Here is a 17,456-nt window from a genome sequence, read left to right as displayed (position 1 = left end):
CCCGTGCCCTCCGTTTCTTGTGAGTACCCTCTTGCGCTCTCGCGCGATGAGCTAATAGTATATCTATATACCATTAAGAAAACGGGTGGCGATGCATCACCCGTCTGGAGAGCGGAAAGTCGGGAGCGCGGAGAACGGTGACAACGGCGTCTGTCTCGGGGCAAGCGAAAGCACCGCGCGCACGGCTTAGAGCCTCCAGCGCCGTCGATCCCGAGTCGCGCGTTCCGCTCTATCACCAGATCTACGTCGTCCTGCGGAATCTCATCTATTCGGGCCAGCTCGGCGCCGGCGAACTTGTCCCCGGCGAACAGGAACTGGCCGAGAGTTTCGGCGTCTCGCGCATCACGGCGAAGCGGGCGCTGAACGAGATGGCCGCCGCCGGTCTCGTCGTACGCGAGCGGGGCCGCGGCACGCGGGTCGTGCACCGTCCGCCGGCGCCGCCGGTGACGGCCTCCTTCGAGGGATGGCTGGAAAACATCTCGCTGATGGGCATCGCGACCGAGGCGCGCGTCCTGGAGTTCGACTACGTCGCGGCCAACGAGGATGTGGCCGGTGCGCTCAGGATCGCCACCGGCGACCTCGTGCAGCGTTCCGTGCGCGTGCGCAGCGTCGACGACGAGACGATGTCGTATCTCGTCACCTGGCTTCCCGAAGACATCGGTCGCGGCTTCGAGCGCGAGGATCTCAGCCGCTACGCCCTGCTCACGCTGCTGGAGCGGGCCGGCATCCGCGTGGCATCGGCCCGGCAGACGGTCAGCGCCACGGTGGCCGATCCGGCCGTGGCCGCGGCGCTCGGAATTGATCCCGGCGCGCCGCTGCTCGAGGTTCGCCGCCTGGTGCTCGACGCCAGCGACCGGCCCGTCGAGTACATCCGGGTTCTGTACCGGCCCGACCGGTATCGTTTCGAGATGAACCTGGAGCGGGTTCATCGCGCCGAAGGCATGCGGTGGACGGCGCAACCGACCGCCGCGCCGGAGGTCGTGGTCAATAACAAGCAAACGTATCGCACTAAACCAAAAGGGAGTGGACAAAACGATGGCTGACAAACGCAAGACCAGCGGACTGAGCAAACGCGATTTCATGGCGGCTGCCGGCGCGACGGCGATGGTGGCGGGTGTGGGTGGTTTCCCGGCCGTGCTCCGCGCGCAGCCGGCGAATGTGAAGATCGGACTGATCCATCCGGTGAGTGGCTTCATCGCCTTCTCGGGCACCCAGTGCCGCGAGGGCGCCCTGATGGCGATCGAGGACATCAATGCCGCCGGCGGCATCAAGTCGATGGGCGGCGCCAAGCTGGAAGCGGTGCTGGCCGACAGCCAGGGCAAGCCGGATATCGGAGCGGCCGAAGTGGCGAAGATGGCCGAAGCCGGCATCGACGGCATCGTCGCCGGCTATTCCTCGGCGATCTCGCTGGCGACCAGCCAGGAAGCGGCGAAAAGCAATACGCCGCATGTCGTCGACGTCGGCGTGTCCGACGAGATCATCAAGCGCGGGCTGCCCAATACCTTCCGGTTCAGTCCCGGCTACGGCGTGATCGCCAAGTTCGCGGTCGAAAATCTCGACAAGATCAACAAGGCGGCCGGCTCGCCCGCCAAGACCGCGATGATCATCCACGAGGAATCGCTGTTCGGAACGGGTTCCGCCGGGCTCCTGCAGAAGGAGCTGCCGGGTATCGGCATCGAGGTCGTCGAGGTGATCAAGCACGCCAATCCGACGCGCGACTTCACCAACATCGCGCTGCAGATCAAGGCGAAGAACCCGGACCTCGTGATCCCGGCCAACTATTACAACGAGTACGTTCTTCTCGCCCGTACGATGCGTCAGCAGAAGGTGCAGCCGAAGGGCATCTACTCGGTGCTGGGCGGCGCTGCATCCAGCTACAAGTTCGTCAACGAGTTCCCGGAAGCGGCCCAGTACATCATGGACTGCAATCACTGGTTCAACCCGAAGTCGGACATCGCGCTGCAGCGCAAGTCGGCCGCGGAGGCGAAGGGGCTGATCTACACCTACGAGGTGTTCCTGGCCTACAACGCCGTCGCGTTCCTGGCCGATGCCATCGACCGGGCGGGTTCGACCGACAAGGACGCGGTGATCGCCGCGCTCGGCAACTCGACCTGGGACAAGCATGGCATGCCCTACGGCCCGACCAAGATCGTCGGCGGCCAGAACGAGGGCGGGCAGCCGGTCAACACGCAGGTGCTCGACGGCGATATCCAGGTGATCTTCCCGGAGGAGTTCGCCTCGGCCGCCCCCGTCTTCCCGATGCCGGCGTAAGGGGGCCGATCATCGCGCACATCGACTGGCGGGCACGGTTGCCCGCCAGTCTTCTTAGCCGCCGGTCTTCTCCGCCGCTGTTCTCGATGCCGCTGTACTCGAAGTAGCCAATGAGCGAGTTCTCGATCCTCCTGCCGTCGCTTCTGAACGGCATCACCACCGGCGCCCTGTACGCGCTCGTGGCGCTCGGACTCACGCTGATCTACGGCGTGCTGCACATCATCAATTTCGCGCATGGCAGCCTGCTGATGGTGGCGTTGTACGGCGTCTATTTCCTAGCCGTCGGCTTCGGGGTGGGGCCGTATCAGGCGTTGATCGTCATGCCGGCCGCGATGTTCGCGATCGGCTACCTCCTGCAGCGCTACGTCATCGGCAAGGCGAGCCATCAACGCGACGAGAACATCCTGCTGGTGACGCTCGGCCTGTCGATCGTCATCGAGAACCTGGCGCTCTACCTGTTCCGCTCAGACACCCGTATCGTCGACACGCCCTGGTCCTTCGAGACGATCGAGTTCCTCGGCGCTTTCCTGCCGTTGCCGAAGGTCATCGCGTTCTTCGGCGCGCTGGTGACGGCCGCCGCGCTCTGGGGTCTGATGACGCGCACGGATCTCGGCAAGGCGATCCGCGCGGTGGCGAAGGAGCGCAAGGGCGCCCGCCTCGTCGGCATCGACGTCGACCATGTCTTCGCCATGAGCTTCGGCATCGGCATCGCCTGCCTCGGCATCGCCGCCTGTCTGCTGATGCCCAGCTACTACGTCACGCCGCAGGTCGGCCACGGGTTCGTGCTGATCGCCTTCACCATCGTCGTGCTCGGCGGCATGGGCTCGTTCGTCGGCGCGCTGATCGGCGGGCTCATCATCGGAGTGGTGGAATCGCTTGGTGGTCTGTTCCTCGGCGAAAGCCTCGGCCAGATCGGCATCTTCGCCATCTTCATCCTGATCCTGCTGTTCCGCCCAACCGGGCTGCTCGGGCACAAGGTGTGAGCTGAATGAGAAACCTTGCCGCCCTCGTTGTCGTCTTCGCCGGCCTCGGCGTGGCGCCGTACTTCATCGGCTCCGACGTCTGGCTCAACAGCCTGATCATGGTGCTGTACGCCGCGCTGCTTGGCCAGGCCTGGAACATTCTCGGCGGCTATGGCGGCCAGTTCTCGTTCGGCCATGCGGCGTTCTTCGGAACAGGCGCCTATACGGTGGCGGTGCTGCAGGTGCAGCTCGGTGTGAACCCGTGGATCGGGCTCGTCGCGGGAATGGTCCTGGCCGGTCTGGTCGCGGCCTTCGTCGGCGCGGTCAGTTTCCGCTACGGTCTGCGCGGTTCCTATTTCGCGCTCGTCACGCTCGCGTTCGCCGAGGTGCTGCGGATCCTGTCCAACACCGTGCCGTTCACCGGCGCCGGCGTCGGCATCCTGATCCCGCTCGATCCCGGTATCGCCAGCCTGCAGTTCACCGAAAAGAGCGGCTACTACTGGATGATTTGGGCGATGACGCTGGCCGCGTTCCTGGCGACGTGGTGGCTCGGCAATTCGCGCTTCGGGGCGCGGCTGATGGCGGTGCGCGACAACGAGGACGCGGCGCGCGCGCTCGGCGTCGCGGCGCTGCGCGTCAAGCTCGGCGGCATCGTCCTGTCGGGGTGCTTCTCCGGCCTCGCGGGCGTGTTCTACGCCCAGTACTTCCTCTATCTCGATCCAAGCATCGCCTACGGCCCCGCCATCTCGGTCGAGTCCCTGCTGGTGCCGATCGTCGGCGGGCTGGGAACGCTGTTCGGGCCCCTGCTCGGCGCCGTCGTCCTGCACGCGCTGTCGGAGATCACCCGCGACGTCGTCGGCGACGCGCCGGGTATCTCGCTCGTCATCTACGGTGCGCTTCTGGTCTTCATCGTCATGTTCCTGCCGCGCGGCCTTGCCGGTCTCGGCCGCATCTCCGTCCGCAGGCTCCTGCGTGCGAGGGCGGCATGATCCTGTCGGTCCAAGGCGTGTCGAAATCCTTTGGTGGGCTTCAGGCGGTGCGGGACGCGAGCCTCGACGTCGAGGAGGGTCGGATCGTGTCGCTGATCGGGCCGAACGGGGCCGGCAAGACGACGCTGTTCGCGCTGATCACCGGCTTCCACAAGCCCAATGCGGGCGCCGTCCTGTTCAACGGCGCCGACATCACCGGCGAGGCGCCGGAACGGATCGCCGCGCTCGGCATGGTGCGCACCTTCCAGATCGTGCAGCCCTTTGCCGGACAGACCGTACGCGACAACATCGCCGTCGGTGCCCATCTGCACCGCGCTTCGCGGCGGGAGGCGCTGGCGAAGGCCGAGGACGTGGCGCTCCAGGTCGGGCTCGCCGACCGGCTCGATCAGGACGCCGCGTCGCTGACGGTGGCCGGGCGCAAGCGGCTCGAGGTCGCCAAGGCGCTGGCGACCGATCCGAAACTGATCCTGCTCGACGAGGTGATGGCCGGCCTCAATCCGACCGAGGTGCGCGATGTCATCCCGATCATCACGCGGATTCGCGACAGTGGCGTCACCATCGTGCTGATCGAGCACGTCATGCAGGCGGTGATGAGCCTCTCGGAGCACACATGGGTGCTCAACCAGGGCGAGATCATCGCCAATGGGCCGCCGGCCGAGATAGCCAGGGACCCGGCGGTCATCGAAGCCTATCTCGGGCACGGCATGGCGACCCGGATCGCCGAGGGGGCCGGCCATGCTTGAGGTTGCGGGGCTGCACGCCGGCTATGGTGAGACCGAGATCCTGCGCGGCATCGACCTGGAGATCGCGAATTCCGAGATCGTCGCCCTTTTGGGATCGAACGGCGCCGGCAAGACCACCTTCAACGCCGTGCTGTCCGGCCTCATTCGCCCGTCGGCCGGACGGATCCGCTTCGACGGCGCCGACATCGCCGGGTCCGATCCGGCAACAATCGTCAAGGCCGGGCTTGTCCAGGTTCCGGAGGGGCGCCATGTCTTTCCCAACCTGTCCGTCAAGGAAAACCTCGAACTCGGCGGCTACCGTCGCGGCCGCGAACGGCGCAGCCACAATATCGAGCGCGTCCTAACGATCTTCCCGCGCCTGCAGGAGCGCATGGCGCAGAAGGCGGGCACGCTGTCTGGCGGCGAACAGCAGATGCTCGCCATCGGACGCGGCATGATGTCGGAGCCGAGACTGCTCGTTCTCGACGAGCCGTCGCTCGGCCTGTCGCCGATGCTGGTGGAAGAGATGTTCGCGCTGATCGGCAAACTGAACGAGGAGGGCCTGACGATCCTGCTGGTCGAGCAGAACGTGCGCCAGTCGCTGGAAATCGCGACGCGAGCCTTCGTCATGGAGAACGGCGCCATCGGTCTGTCCGGCCCGGCCGACGAACTCATGCGCGACCCGCAGCTGCAGCGGTCGTATCTGGGAATCTGAACCATGCCGATGACGCTCGCCGAAAAGATCATCGCCCGCGCATCGGGCCGCTCCGCCGTAAGCCCCGGAGAGATCGTAACCGCTCGGGTGGACCTCGCGATGATCCACGATTCGGGCGGTCCGCGTCGGGTCGAGCCGATCCTGAAGCGGCTCGGCGTCGGGTTGTTCGACCGCTCGAAGGTGGTGCTGATCTCCGATCACTTCGTGCCGGGAGACGACGAGGCCGGTCGCGAGATCCTGGACCTGACGCGCCGCTGGGCGGCGGAGAAGCAGGTTGCCTTCTATGACGGCGAGGGGATCTGCCACGTGGTGCTGCCGGAGCGCGGCCACCTGAGACCGGGCATGTTCGTCGTCGGCGGCGACAGCCATTCCCCGACCGGGGGAGCCTTCGGCGCCTACATGTTCGGCGTCGGCGCGACCGAGATGGCGGGCGTTCTGGCGACCGGCGAGATCTGGATCCGGGTCCCCGAGACGATCCTGATCGAGTGGCGCGGACGGCTCGGCGACGGCGTCACGGCCAAGGACATCATGCTTGCCCTGTGCGGCCGGCTCGGCATGGACGGCGGCCGCTACCAGGCCGTGCAATATACCGGCGAGGCGATCGAAAGCCTCGACATGCAGGAGCGCATGACGCTGTCGAACATGGCCGCCGAGCTCGGCGGGCAGACCGGTCTGATCGCGCCCGACGCGACGACCGCCGGGTATGTTCGAGGTGCCGGCGGTGAACCCGGCGATATCACGGACTGGCAAGGCGACGCGGGCGCAACGGTCGCCGAGCACCACGTCTTCGATGCGGCGGCGCTTCAGCCGCAGGTCGCGGCGCCGCACTCGCCGGCGAACGCCGCCGATGTCGACGCCTATCCCGACACCCCGGTCGATGTCGCCTATATCGGCGCCTGCACCGGCGCGAAATACGTGGACCTGGAACGGGCGGCGCGGATCCTGCGCAGACGCAAGGTCGCCTCAGGCGTACAGTTGCTCGTCGCGCCCGCCTCCCGGCGTGACCAGGAGCGTGCCGCCGCGGACGGCATCATGGCGGTGTTCGAGGCGGCCGGCGCTAAGGTCCTGCCGAACGCGTGCGGCATCTGCGCCGGCTACGGCAATGCACGGCTCGGCGAGGACATCACCTGCATCTCCTCGACCGCCCGCAACTTCAAGGGCCGCATGGGCGCGGCGTCGTCTCGGGTCTATCTCGCCTCGCCGTTCACCGTCGCCGCCTCGGCCGTCGCCGGGCGTATCGCCGATCCGCGGCCGATGCTCGCCGAGGGAGGTCCGGCATGACGACGGGACGCGCTTTCGTCTATGGCGACGACATCGATACCGACCAGCTTGCGCCGGGACAGTACATGGCCGCGCCGATCGAGACGCTCGCCGCCCATTGCCTCGAAGCCGTCGACCCTGCGTTCGCGAGCACTGTCGGGCCGGGCGACGTGATCGTCGCGGGCCGGAACTTCGGCATGGGCTCGTCGCGCGAGCAGGCGGCGCAGGCGTTGAAGGCGCTCGGTGTCGCCGGGGTCGTCGCGCGGTCCTTCGCCGGAATCTTCCACCGCAACGCGATCAATGTCGGTTTGCCGGTGTTCACGGCAGATGTGGGCGACCGGATCGCCGCCGGCGACGCGGTGACGCTCGACGTCGCGGGCGCCCGTCTCGTCAACGAGACGGGGGGGATCACCATCGATCTCGATCCGCTGCCGGCGTTCCTGCTCGAGCTCATCAATGACGGCGGCCTCGTGCCGCACCTCGAAAAGCGGTTCGCCAAGACCAGGGCGAACAAACGTGCACAGAAGGAGTCCCGCGTATGACGCGTCTCAAGACGCGCCTCGGCAACGGCAAGATCCTTGTCGCACCCGGCATCTACGACGGCCTGTCGGGCCTCGTGGCGGAGCGGGCGGGGGCGGAAGCCGTCTATTTGTCCGGCGCCAGCATCGCCTATACGCGCTTCGGCCGCCCCGATGTCGGCCTCGTGTCGATGAGCGAGGTCGCCGACACGATCGCGGCCATCCGCGACCGGATCGCGACCCCGATCGTCGTCGACGCCGATACCGGTTTCGGCAACGCCATAAACGTCAAGCGGACCGTGCGCCAGTTCGAGCGGGTCGGTGCGAGCGCGATACAGCTCGAAGACCAGACCCTGCCGAAGCGCTGCGGCCATCTCGACGGCAAGACCCTGGTGTCAGTCGGCGAGATGGTCGGCAAGATCAAGGCCGCCCTCGACGCCCGCGCGGGCGAGGACACGCTGATCATCGCCCGCACTGACGCGGTGGCCGTGGACGGGCTTTCGGCGGGCATAGACCGCGCCGCGGCCTACGCGGAAGCGGGCGCCGACGTGCTTTTCGTCGAGGCGCCGAAGAGCGTCGAGGACATGACCGAAATCGTCGCCGGGCTCGGTGACCGGACGCCGCTGATGGCCAACATGGTCGAGGGCGGCAAGACGCCGGCGATGACGGCGGCCGATCTGGAGGCACTCGGCTTCGCGCTCGTCATCTTCCCGGGCGGGGCGGTGCGCGCGATCGCGGCGACGCTCGAGGGCTACTATTCGAGCCTCGTCGCCCATGGCAGCAACGAGCCGTTCCGCGACAACATGGTCGATTTCGAAGGGATCAACCGGATCGTCGGAACGCCGGAATTGCTGGCGGAAGCGCGCCGCTACGACGAGGAGCAGCAGTGATGGCGATCGATCCGATCACGCTGGCGATTCTCAAGGGCCGGCTCGAGCAGATCGCCGACGAGATGGACGCAACGCTGTTCCGCTCGGCCTTCAACCCGATCATCGCCGAAGCGCACGACGCCTCGCACGGCATCTATGATGCGGCGAATGGCGACACGCTGGTGCAGGGCAAGTCGGGGCTGCCGATCTTCGTCGGCGTCATGGCCTTCGCGGTGAAGGCGGTGATCGAGAAGGCCGCTGCACAAGGCGGCCCGCGCGACGGTGACGTCTGGATCTTCAACGACCCCTATGCCGGCGGCACGCACCTGTCCGACTTCCGGCTCGTGCGGCCCCTGTTCGCGAACGGCGAGGTGTTCTGCTACCTGGCTTCGGTCGGCCACTGGCACGACGTCGGCGGCAACGTGCCCGGCAACTACAACCCGGTCGCCACCGAATGCTTCCAGGAAGGCATGCTGATCCCGCCGGTGAAGCTGTTCGACAAGGGCGAGCTGCGCCAGGACGTGATCGACATCCTGTCGGCGAATTCGCGGCTGCCGACGTCGCTCTACGGCGATCTGAACGGCCAGATCAACGCGCTCGATCTCGGCGTCCGCCGCATGCAGGAACTGCTCGGCGAATACGGTGCGGAGACCGTGGCCGAGGCCCTGGGCGAACTCAAGGTCCGCGCCGCGCGGCTGATGCGGGCGCAGATCCGGGACCTGCCCGACGGCACCGTGTCGGCGGAGGATTTTCTCGACAATGACGGCATCGTCGACGAACCGTTGAAGATCGCGCTCGACCTCACCATCGAGGGCGAGCGGATGCGCATGGATTTCTCGCGGTCGGCGGCGGCCTGCAGCGGGCCCCTGAACATCTCGCGAGCGACTACGGTCGCCGCCTGCTACGTCGCGCTCAAGCACGTCTTCGGCGACGTGCCGGCCAATGCGGGCGTGCTCGAACCGGTCGACTTCGTCATTCCGGAGGGCTCGATCCTGGCGGTCGACGCCCCGAAGCCCGTCGGAGGCTATACCGAGACGATCCTGCGGCTGATCGACGTCGTCTTCCAGGCCGTGGCGACGATCGCGCCGGAGCGGTCGAACGGCTGCGCCTACGGCACGATCAACGCGCTGTCGCTTGCCGGACACCGCGGCGACGGGCGGCGCTGGGTCATGTTTTCCTTCTTCGGTGGTGGCCATGGTGGCCATCCCAAGGGCGACGGCCTCAACCACGGCAACGCGCCGATCTCGACGGCGACGATCCCGCCGCTGGAAATCCTCGAAGCGGCCTATCCCGTCCGGTTCACCCAATGGGCGCTCAGGCCGGATTCGGGCGGGCCCGGCAATCATCGTGGCGGTCTCGGCGCCGTGTACGAAATCGAGCTCATCGAGGAGAGCGCCGATGCGTTCCTGTTCGGCGAGCGCGGCCGCTTCGCGCCGCCCGGCGTCGTCGGCGGCAAGCCGGCCGCGTTGAACCGGTTCGTCTACGACACCAGCGAGGGAGAGAAGTCGCCTCCGATGACGTCCAAAATGGTGGGTGTGAAGCTGGCACGCGGCCAGCACGTGCGGCTGGAGACGCCGGGTGGCGGCGGCTACGGCGATCCGATGACGCGGCAACCGGAGGCAGTCGCGCGCGACGTCGGCCTCGGCTTCGTGTCGCGGGAAGCGGCCGAGGCCGACTACGGCGTCGTGATCGACGCCGACGGCAAGGTCGACGAAGCCGCGACGCGGGCGCGGCGCCAGGCGAGTGCGGCGGCATGAGCGGGCGGCGCTACGCGATCGGGGTCGATGTCGGCGGAACCTTCACCGACATCTTTCTGTGGGACGAAGAGACGGGGCGCGTCACCACGGCGAAAGTGCCGTCGACGCGCGGCGACCAGTCGGTCGGCTTCGTCGAGGGGATTTCGGCCGTCGCCGACGACTTCGCCGATATCGCGACGGTGGTGCACGGCACGACAGTGGGCACCAACGCTCTGCTGGAACGGAAGGGGGCGCCGACCGGGATCATCACGACCGAGGGGTTCCGCGACGTTCTGGAAATGCGGCGGCGCGACCGGCCGACCACCTGGGGGCTATGGGGCATGTTCACGCCAATCGTGCCGCGCGACCGCCGCGTCGAGGTGCGCGAGCGGGTTCTGGCCGACGGCAACGTTCTGCAGACGGTCGATCCGGGCGAGGTCGCCGAACGCGCCGAGGCCCTGCGGGCGGCCGGCTGCGAGTCGGTCTGCGTGTTCTTCATCAACGGCTACGCCAACAACGACAACGAGACGATCGCCGTCGAGGCGGTGCGTTCGGTCTGGCCGAACGACTACGTGACGGCGGCGACCGAGATCATCCCCGAGATCCGCGAGTTCGAACGGTTGTCAACGGCAACGCTCAATGCCTACCTGCAGCCGGTCGTCTCCAGCTATCTCGACCGTCTGGAAACCGCACTCGACAACCGCCATTTCTCCGGCGACGTGCTGATCGTCCAGTCGAACGGCGGCGTCATGTCGGTGGAGACGGCCAAGCGCTATCCGGTGCGCACCGCGCTTTCCGGCCCAGCGGCCGGCGTCATCGCGGCGAAGGCGATCTCGGCGGCGGCAGGATTTCCCAATGTGATCACCTGCGACATGGGGGGGACGTCCTTCGACGTGTCGCTCATCGCGGGCGGCGAGGCGGCGCTCGCCGCGCAGACGGCGATCGACTTCGGCATGGTCGTGCGCACGCCGATGATCGAGATCACGACGATCGGCGCCGGCGGGGGATCGATCGCCCATGTCGACGAGGGCGGACTGCTGCGGGTCGGTCCGGAATCGGCCGGCTCCAACCCGGGGCCGGTGTGCTACGGCCTGGGCAACGATCGCCCGACCGTCACGGACGCCAATCTAGTGCTGGGGCGCATCAACGCGGCCCGGCCGATCGGCGGCAAGCTCGACGCGCTCGATGTCGAGGCGGCGCGCGCGGCGATCGCGCGCGAGATCGCCGCGCCGCTCGGCATCGACGTGATGGAGGCCGCGGAGGCGATCCTCAAGGTCGCCAACGCCAAGATGGCCGGCGCGATCCGGCTGGTGTCGATCGAGCGCGGCTACGATCCCGACAAGTTCGCGGCCATGCCGTTCGGCGGCGGCGGCGCGCTGCACACCGGCGCGCTCCTCAAGGATGTCGGCCTGCGCTCGGCGCTGGTGCCGCGCTATCCCGGCGTCACCTCGGCGCTCGGCTGTGTCGTCGCCGACATGCGCCATGATCGCGTGCAGACCGTCAACCGGCTGCTCGACGAGGTCGACGCACCCGCTCTCGGCACGGAAATGCAGGCGGTCGCCGCGGAGACGGAAATGCTGCTGGCGCGCGCCGGTGTCGCCTTCGAGCGGATCGACCGGGTGTTCGAGCTCGACATGCTCTATCTCGGCCAGACCCATACGGTCACGGCGCCGGTCGAGATCCCGTCCGGCGGGTTGACGGTAAAGGCGATCCGCGCGGCGTTCGAGACCGCCTATCGCCGTACGTTCGGGCGCCTGCTCGCCGGCATTCCGGTCCGGGTGATGAACTACCGCGTCGCGGTGATCGGCCGGCGTCCTGCCTTTGACATGACCGTGTTCGCCCCGTCTTCCGACCGGGTACTCGAGGACTGCCGCGTCGGTTCCCGGCGCGTGCGCGTCGACGGCGAGGACATCGAAACGCCGGTCTACGAGCGGCTCGATCTGTCGGAAGGGACCGAGATCGCGGGGCCGGCGATCCTCGAACAGCCCGACACCACGATCTTCATCGATCCCGGCCTGGTCGGGCGCGTCGACCGTTTCGGCAATGTGGTGATCACCCGGCAGGCGAGGGCGGGCGATGCGTGAGGCCGGTTTCGATATCGCGCGCACTGGGCTGCTCATCGTGGATCTGCAGAACGATTTCCTGCATCCCGACGGCGCATACGGGCGCGCCGGCCAGTCGGCGGCGGACATCGCGGCATTGCCCGAGCGGATCAAACCGCTCGCCGACGCCTTGCGGGCGAAGGGCGGCTGGATCGTCTCGACGCAGTTCACGCTGGTGCCCGGCAAGGGCGGCGAGCCCTTCATCTCGCCGCACCTGAAGACGCTGCGCCCGTTCCTCGCCCGCGGCGACTTCGAACCGGGCGCATGGGGTCACCGGCTCGTCGACAGCCTGCAGCCGGCCGACCTGACGGTCGAGAAGGTCGCCTATTCCGCCTTCTTCATGAGCCGGCTCGAGTATGTGCTGCGGCGCGCCGGCATCGACAGCCTCATCGTCTGCGGCATCGTGACGAATGGCGGCGTCGCCTCCACCGTGCGGGACGCCCATGTCCGCGACTTCGAGGTCACGGTGTTGTCCGACGGCTGCGCCGCGTTCCGCAGCGACGTGCACGAGACCGCGCTGGCCGATCTTTCGAGCATCGTATCGGTGCGCACCTGCGCACAGGCGATGCAGCTGATCGAGGCGGCGTGAGATCATGAGCCCGCGCATCGCGGCAGCGGCGAACGTTGACTTCGAGACGCGCTGCGATGTGCTGGTGATCGGCGCGGGCGCCTGCGGGCTGGTGGCGGCCCTGCGGGCGGCCGATGCCGGGGCCGACGTCATCGTCGTCGAGCGCGACCACAGCCCGACCGGATCGACCTCCATGTCGTCGGGGTTCATTCCGGCGGCGGCGACGCGGTTCCAGGCGGCGCTCGGCATCACCGATTCCGCCGAACGGTTTTCCGAAGATATCCAGCGAAAGGCCGGCAACGAGGCCGATCCGGCAATCGTCGAGGCCGTAACCCGCGAGATCGGGCCGGCGCTCGAGTGGCTTGCCGACAGCCACGGCCTAGACTGGCTGGTGCTGACTGACTTCCTTTATCCCGGCCACTCGGTCCATCGCATGCACGCGGTTCCCGAAAAGACCGGTGCCGGGCTGATGGCCCGGCTTCTCGCGGCGGCCGAGGCGGCGGCAATCCCGATCGTCACGGACGCGCATGCGACGACGCTGTTCGCCGAGCCGGACGGGACGGTCGCGGGACTAGAGACCGTGCGCCCCGACGGCGCTGCGGAGAGGATCGGCTGCGGCGCGCTGGTGCTTGCCTGCAACGGCTACGGCGGCAACCGCGACCTGGTTCGGCAGTACATCCCGGCGATGGCGGACGCGCCTTACTACGGCCATCCGGGCAACGAAGGCGACGCGGTGCTGTGGGGCGGAGCGCTCGGGGCGGCGACGCGGCACCTGGGCGCGTGCCAGGGCCATGGTTCGCTCGCGCATCCGCACGGCGTTCTGATCACCTGGGCGCTGATGATGGAAGGCGGTATCCAGGTCAACGTGGACGGCGCGCGCTTCTCCAACGAGCACCAGGGCTATTCGGAGCAGGCAATCCGCGTCCTGGAGCAGCCCGGCGGCATCGCCTGGGACGTCTATGACGGGCGACTGCACGAGCTCGGTCTCGCCTTTCCGGACTACCGGGACGCCGACAGCGCCGGGGCCATCCTCGGCGTCGACACGGTTGCCGGGCTCGCCGCGCTGATGAAGGTGCCGGCCGAGGCGCTGGAGAACACGCTTGCCGATGTCGAGCGTTTTCGCAGCGGCGCGCAACAGGATCCTTTCGGGCGCGATTTCACCGGGCAACCGGGGCTGAAGCCGCCCTATCACGCGGTCCGGGTCACCGGTGCCCTGTTCCACACGCAGGGCGGTCTCGTCGTCGACGGTTCCGCCCGCGTTCGAAAGGCCGACGGTGCGCCGGTCGCCAATCTGTTCGCCGGCGGCGGTGCGGCCTGCGGCGTCTCCGGAAGCCGGATCGAGGGATATCTCTCCGGCAACGGTCTGCTGACGGCCGTCGCGCTTGGCTCGATCGCGGGCCGTGCGGCCGCGGATCGGGTCGGGCGGTCGGATTAGGCGCCAAGCCCGATAGTCGGTCGCGGAGGCGGATTGCCCGTACCGGGTCAGCCGGCGGTGCGGGGCGTCCCGACGATTTCCTCCGGTTCGTCGGGTGGGGGGCGGGCGCCGGACAGAAACTCGCCGAGCGAATGCAGCCCGTCCACGTGATCGCAGAAGACCTTGAGAACGACGAGCAGGGGTACGGCGATCAGGACGCCGATGACGCCCCATACGAAACCCCACAGTAGCACCGACAGCAGGATGGCCACGGGATTGAGCTCAAGCCGCCGGCCCAGGATCGCCGGGGTGATGAAGTTGCCTTCGAGCGCGGTGATGCAGAGATAGACGAGCGGCGCAACGAGCGCCTGGAGTATGGATTCGAAGGTTACGAGCGCGACGGCGGCCGACACCAGGACGCCGACGGCCGCGCCGATATAGGGGAGGAAGTTCAACAGCATCGCGGCAAGCCCCCACAGGATCGGGTTGGGCATGCCCACAAGCCACATCGACGTGCCGATGATGATCCCCAAGGCGACGTTGATCGAGGCAACGGTCAGCAGGTAGCGGGAGACGATCCGTTCGACGTCGTAGGCAATCCGCAGCGCGCGCTTCTTGTCGCTCAGCCTTGGCAGGACGCGGACGACCTTTTCGTAGAAGGTCGAGCTGTAGGCCAGCATGTAGAGCGTCAGGCCGAAGGTGACGAGGATCGTCGCCCCGATTCCGGCAACGTGGTTCGCCGCGCGGTTTAGGAGGCCAGGCTGGCGGACGCTGACTTCCTGAACGGTCGGGTCCTCGGATTCGGCGATCTTCTGGACTTCCTTTCCAGCTTCGTTCACCGCTTCCACCGGTTTCCGGATGCTCTCGAGCCGATCGCGCAGTTGCCGCCCGATACTGGGCGCGTCGTTTATCCATTCCATGATCGGTTGGGTCAGGGTCAGCGATCCGACCATCAGCGTCGCCGCCAGGCCGACCACGAGCACGCTGGCCGTCAGTCCAGAGGGAATGCCCCGACGGTTTGCGGTGCGGACGATCGGACTGAGCGTCAGCGACAGCACCAGTGCGACCGCGATCGGCATGAACAGACCCCGCCCGAAATACATGCCGAACAGGACTGCCGCCCCGGCGATGATGAACAGGGATGCGCGCACGGGCCCGGACAACTGAACGACGACGGGTCCTGCGGTTTCACATGGGGTATCCGCCGGTGATCCCGGCGCGGGTGATATGGTCATGGTCGCCTCGAAAAGATCCTCTATGGAAACGCGCAAGCCGGCTAATTGGTTCCGGTCGCACGGGGACATTTCGAAACGATCACGCAGACCGCGAATTGCGATGTTTGTCGGAACCATCCGGCCAGTTCGCCGTTTTCCCAGCAGGCCGGTCCCGACAGCGATATCGGCGCTGACCGGACCGGAAAACCATCAACGGCAACACGCAGCCGCGCGTGTCGCGATACGAAGACGCCGTAACCTCGGCGCCCGGCCCGCGCGTCGGAAAGGAGACCCATGAACTGGGATCAGATCGAAGGCCAGTGGAAGCAGTTTACCGGCAAGGTACAGGCCGAATGGGGCAAGCTGACGGACCGCGATCTCGATGTGATCGACGGCAATCGCCAGCAGCTCATCGGCCTGATCCAGGAGCGCTACGGAGTGGCGAAGGAAGACGCCGAACGGCAGGTCGACCGCTGGCTCAACCGTCACTGACGATGCGGTTTCCTGCGGTGATCCTCCAATTCGTACCCGAACACGGAGGATCGCAGTGACGCGTGATGATGCGACTGCGGGAGGCGGCGCCAGTCTGCCGCGCCCGAAGTCGTCGCCATCTGTTCCCGAGTGATCGCCGGGGCTGTTTCCCTCGCCCCGGCCAGGACGTAGCCGGCTACCGGCAAAGCCCGCGGGACCTTTGGTCCCGCGGGCTTTTCGTCGTTCAGTTCCTGGCGCCGTGGCCCGTCGATCGGGATCAGAGAAACGGGCGCGGGGCTTCGTCGGTGTCCTCGACCTGGGCGATATCGAGCAGGATTTCCTTGTCGCGGATCTCGAGGATCCTGTCTTCCCAGGAGATGCATCCGCGTGCCTTGAGCTTCTTCAGGGTCTTGTTCGTGTGGACAAGGGACAGGCCGAGCGTGTCGGCGAGATGCTGCTGGGTGATCGGAAGGTCGATCTTGTCGCCTTTCGTCAGACCGACACTGCGGGCGCGTCTGTAGAGATGCCAGATGAGGAAAGCAATGCGCTCGAGCGCGGTGCGGCGGCCGACCGTCAGCAAATTCTCGTCCAGCAGCCGCTCCTCCCGCGAGGCGAGCCAGGTCACGTCGAAGGCGAGCCCGGGGTGGCGCGTATAGAGGCTCCACAGCTTATCGCGCGGAAACACGCACAACAGCATGTCGGTCAGCGCCTCGACGCCGTGGCTCATGACCTCGAACACGGAACTTTGCAGGCCGACGAGATCGCCGGGCATGGCATAGTTGAGGATCTGCCTACGGCCGTCCGGCAAGGTCTTGTACCGGAACGCCCACCCCTCCAGCACCGTGTAGAGGTGCGGGCTATTGGTTTCCTCGAGCACGATCGGCGCGCCCGGACTGATGGTCAGTTCGCCCTGCTTGAACCCGTCCATGAACCCGAGTTCCTCGTCGGTGAACGCACGGAAGCAGTCGTGTTTCCTCAGCGGGCATTGCCCGCATCGAACCTTTATCGCGATATCGCCCGCCGCCACTTTGCGCCCTCTCCCGGATGTGTCTTTTTTCAATGACAAAGTCCCGCCTCGGTTCCATCATAGCCACTAAAAATACCCTTTCCGGCGGTGCTCGCCGCGCGGATGAAGGTGGTGCATGCTGGCAGGAGGTATGGACGTGGCTGCTTCGCGGTCCCGCGCGGCACTATTTCTGATGGACAGCGACGCGCTGGCGTTGGAACTGGAGGGCGTCTTGCGCGCCGGCGGGACAGAGTGGATGGTCATGCTGACCCGTGCCGTGGACTCCGCCAGGGCCGCCATGCTGACCGGGCCCGTGGATGTGGCCGTGCTGGTTCCCGCAGCCGCCGAGGCGATCGACGATCTGGTTGCCGGCCTCCACGATCTCGGTACGCCGACGATCCTTGTTGCCACTTCGGATCGCGACCCGACCGACCCGACCCCCAAAGACCTGCTCACCCGGCTTGCCTATCCGTTGGACCCGGATGTGCTGAAATCCGCATTGCACGCCTATGCATGCGGAAGCGGCGATCCTTCCCGGCCGCATGGCTCTCCTTCGCAAGTCCAATAGTGGACCGCAGCGAATTTACTCACATTCGAGTGCCAGATGCGGCGGCATCAGGCTCGAAAAAGGCGTCGGAG

At 67.0% G+C, this 17,456-nt stretch carries 17 protein-coding genes; 15 read left to right on the top strand and 2 right to left on the bottom strand.

The window, feature by feature from the left end:
* Positions 1-137 precede the first annotated feature (137 nt).
* From ACSF9G_RS21715 to ACSF9G_RS21655, 13 genes are all read left to right on the top strand, one after another.
* Complete coding sequence (locus tag ACSF9G_RS21715) at positions 138-1,043, top strand: GntR family transcriptional regulator (RefSeq protein WP_436644242.1); 906 nt, start codon at positions 138-140, stop codon at positions 1,041-1,043.
* Positions 1,036-2,271, top strand: coding sequence for an ABC transporter substrate-binding protein (locus tag ACSF9G_RS21710; protein ID WP_436644241.1), 1,236 nt, complete (start codon positions 1,036-1,038; stop codon positions 2,269-2,271). Before ACSF9G_RS21715 ends, ACSF9G_RS21710 begins: the two co-directional genes overlap by 8 nt.
* A gap of 110 nt (positions 2,272-2,381) precedes the next feature.
* Positions 2,382-3,254 (top strand): branched-chain amino acid ABC transporter permease, encoded by an 873-nt coding sequence (locus ACSF9G_RS21705; RefSeq protein WP_436644240.1) that lies wholly within the window; start codon positions 2,382-2,384, stop codon positions 3,252-3,254.
* 5 nt (positions 3,255-3,259) lie between these two features.
* A complete protein-coding gene (locus ACSF9G_RS21700; RefSeq protein WP_436644239.1) occupies positions 3,260-4,222 on the top strand; it encodes a branched-chain amino acid ABC transporter permease in 963 nt (320 codons plus the stop codon).
* Positions 4,219-4,965, top strand: coding sequence for an ABC transporter ATP-binding protein (locus ACSF9G_RS21695; RefSeq protein ID WP_436644238.1), 747 nt, complete (start codon positions 4,219-4,221; stop codon positions 4,963-4,965). The genes ACSF9G_RS21700 and ACSF9G_RS21695 overlap by 4 nt, the downstream gene beginning before the upstream one ends.
* On the top strand, positions 4,958-5,659 hold the full coding sequence (locus ACSF9G_RS21690) for an ABC transporter ATP-binding protein (protein ID WP_436644237.1): 702 nt from the start codon (positions 4,958-4,960) through the stop codon (positions 5,657-5,659). Before ACSF9G_RS21695 ends, ACSF9G_RS21690 begins: the two co-directional genes overlap by 8 nt.
* A 3-nt stretch (positions 5,660-5,662) precedes the next feature.
* Positions 5,663-6,940 carry a 3-isopropylmalate dehydratase large subunit gene (locus ACSF9G_RS21685; RefSeq protein WP_436644236.1) on the top strand — a complete coding sequence of 426 codons (1,278 nt, stop codon included), beginning with the start codon at positions 5,663-5,665 and terminating at the stop codon, positions 6,938-6,940.
* Positions 6,937-7,461: a LeuD/DmdB family oxidoreductase small subunit gene (locus tag ACSF9G_RS21680; RefSeq protein ID WP_436644235.1), complete on the top strand. Its 525-nt coding sequence runs from the start codon at positions 6,937-6,939 to the stop codon at positions 7,459-7,461. Before ACSF9G_RS21685 ends, ACSF9G_RS21680 begins: the two co-directional genes overlap by 4 nt.
* Positions 7,458-8,327: an isocitrate lyase/PEP mutase family protein gene (locus tag ACSF9G_RS21675; protein WP_436644234.1), complete on the top strand. Its 870-nt coding sequence runs from the start codon at positions 7,458-7,460 to the stop codon at positions 8,325-8,327. Before ACSF9G_RS21680 ends, ACSF9G_RS21675 begins: the two co-directional genes overlap by 4 nt.
* Positions 8,324-10,063 carry a hydantoinase B/oxoprolinase family protein gene (locus ACSF9G_RS21670; RefSeq protein WP_436644233.1) on the top strand — a complete coding sequence of 580 codons (1,740 nt, stop codon included), beginning with the start codon at positions 8,324-8,326 and terminating at the stop codon, positions 10,061-10,063. Before ACSF9G_RS21675 ends, ACSF9G_RS21670 begins: the two co-directional genes overlap by 4 nt.
* The gene (locus ACSF9G_RS21665) at positions 10,060-12,126 is read left to right on the top strand and encodes a hydantoinase/oxoprolinase family protein (protein ID WP_436644232.1); all 2,067 of its coding nucleotides are present in this window, start codon (positions 10,060-10,062) and stop codon (positions 12,124-12,126) included. The genes ACSF9G_RS21670 and ACSF9G_RS21665 overlap by 4 nt, the downstream gene beginning before the upstream one ends.
* Entirely contained in the window at positions 12,119-12,733 is a 615-nt protein-coding gene (locus tag ACSF9G_RS21660; RefSeq protein ID WP_436644231.1) for a cysteine hydrolase family protein, read from the top strand. The genes ACSF9G_RS21665 and ACSF9G_RS21660 overlap by 8 nt, the downstream gene beginning before the upstream one ends.
* 4 nt (positions 12,734-12,737) lie before the next feature.
* The gene (locus ACSF9G_RS21655; protein WP_436644230.1) at positions 12,738-14,147 is read left to right on the top strand and encodes an FAD-dependent oxidoreductase; all 1,410 of its coding nucleotides are present in this window, start codon (positions 12,738-12,740) and stop codon (positions 14,145-14,147) included.
* A gap of 47 nt (positions 14,148-14,194) precedes the next feature.
* On the opposite strand, the gene ACSF9G_RS21650 is transcribed toward ACSF9G_RS21655, so the two are convergent.
* Positions 14,195-15,277 carry an AI-2E family transporter gene (locus ACSF9G_RS21650; protein ID WP_436644229.1) on the bottom strand — a complete coding sequence of 361 codons (1,083 nt, stop codon included), beginning with the start codon at positions 15,275-15,277 and terminating at the stop codon, positions 14,195-14,197.
* A 357-nt stretch (positions 15,278-15,634) separates the two neighbouring features.
* Between ACSF9G_RS21650 and ACSF9G_RS21645 the strand changes: the two genes are divergently transcribed.
* Positions 15,635-15,832, top strand: a complete 198-nt coding sequence (locus ACSF9G_RS21645) for a CsbD family protein (RefSeq protein WP_436644228.1) — start codon at positions 15,635-15,637, stop codon at positions 15,830-15,832.
* 256 nt (positions 15,833-16,088) lie between these two features.
* Here ACSF9G_RS21645 and ACSF9G_RS21640 read toward each other — a convergent pair whose 3' ends face one another.
* Positions 16,089-16,838 (bottom strand): Crp/Fnr family transcriptional regulator, encoded by a 750-nt coding sequence (locus ACSF9G_RS21640; RefSeq protein ID WP_436644227.1) that lies wholly within the window; start codon positions 16,836-16,838, stop codon positions 16,089-16,091.
* A 136-nt stretch (positions 16,839-16,974) separates the two neighbouring features.
* Between ACSF9G_RS21640 and ACSF9G_RS21635 the strand changes: the two genes are divergently transcribed.
* Positions 16,975-17,385 carry a hypothetical protein gene (locus ACSF9G_RS21635; RefSeq protein ID WP_436644226.1) on the top strand — a complete coding sequence of 137 codons (411 nt, stop codon included), beginning with the start codon at positions 16,975-16,977 and terminating at the stop codon, positions 17,383-17,385.
* The last annotated feature ends 71 nt before the right edge of the window (positions 17,386-17,456 follow it).

It is taken from the genome of Microbaculum mangrovi, from assembly GCF_051390635.1.
Lineage (GTDB): Bacteria > Pseudomonadota > Alphaproteobacteria > Rhizobiales > Tepidamorphaceae > Microbaculum.
Note: the sequence above shows the minus strand (reverse complement) of the source record. Positions and strands in the feature narration are given on the sequence as shown.

Excerpts from the sequence above, each read along its gene's own strand:
- ACSF9G_RS21685 (WP_436644236.1), top strand. The coding sequence starts at position 5,663 with ATGCCGATGACGCTCGCCGAAAAGATCATCGCCCGCGCATCGGGCCGC.
- ACSF9G_RS21700 (WP_436644239.1), top strand. The coding sequence starts at position 3,260 with ATGAGAAACCTTGCCGCCCTCGTTGTCGTCTTCGCCGGCCTCGGCGTG.
- ACSF9G_RS21680 (WP_436644235.1), top strand. The coding sequence starts at position 6,937 with ATGACGACGGGACGCGCTTTCGTCTATGGCGACGACATCGATACCGAC.
- ACSF9G_RS21675 (WP_436644234.1), top strand. The coding sequence starts at position 7,458 with ATGACGCGTCTCAAGACGCGCCTCGGCAACGGCAAGATCCTTGTCGCA.
- ACSF9G_RS21655 (WP_436644230.1), top strand. The coding sequence starts at position 12,738 with ATGAGCCCGCGCATCGCGGCAGCGGCGAACGTTGACTTCGAGACGCGC.
- ACSF9G_RS21665 (WP_436644232.1), top strand. The coding sequence starts at position 10,060 with ATGAGCGGGCGGCGCTACGCGATCGGGGTCGATGTCGGCGGAACCTTC.
- ACSF9G_RS21645 (WP_436644228.1), top strand. The coding sequence starts at position 15,635 with ATGAACTGGGATCAGATCGAAGGCCAGTGGAAGCAGTTTACCGGCAAG.
- ACSF9G_RS21690 (WP_436644237.1), top strand. The coding sequence starts at position 4,958 with ATGCTTGAGGTTGCGGGGCTGCACGCCGGCTATGGTGAGACCGAGATC.
- ACSF9G_RS21660 (WP_436644231.1), top strand. The coding sequence starts at position 12,119 with ATGCGTGAGGCCGGTTTCGATATCGCGCGCACTGGGCTGCTCATCGTG.
- ACSF9G_RS21705 (WP_436644240.1), top strand. The coding sequence starts at position 2,382 with ATGAGCGAGTTCTCGATCCTCCTGCCGTCGCTTCTGAACGGCATCACC.
- ACSF9G_RS21695 (WP_436644238.1), top strand. The coding sequence starts at position 4,219 with ATGATCCTGTCGGTCCAAGGCGTGTCGAAATCCTTTGGTGGGCTTCAG.
- ACSF9G_RS21710 (WP_436644241.1), top strand. The coding sequence starts at position 1,036 with ATGGCTGACAAACGCAAGACCAGCGGACTGAGCAAACGCGATTTCATG.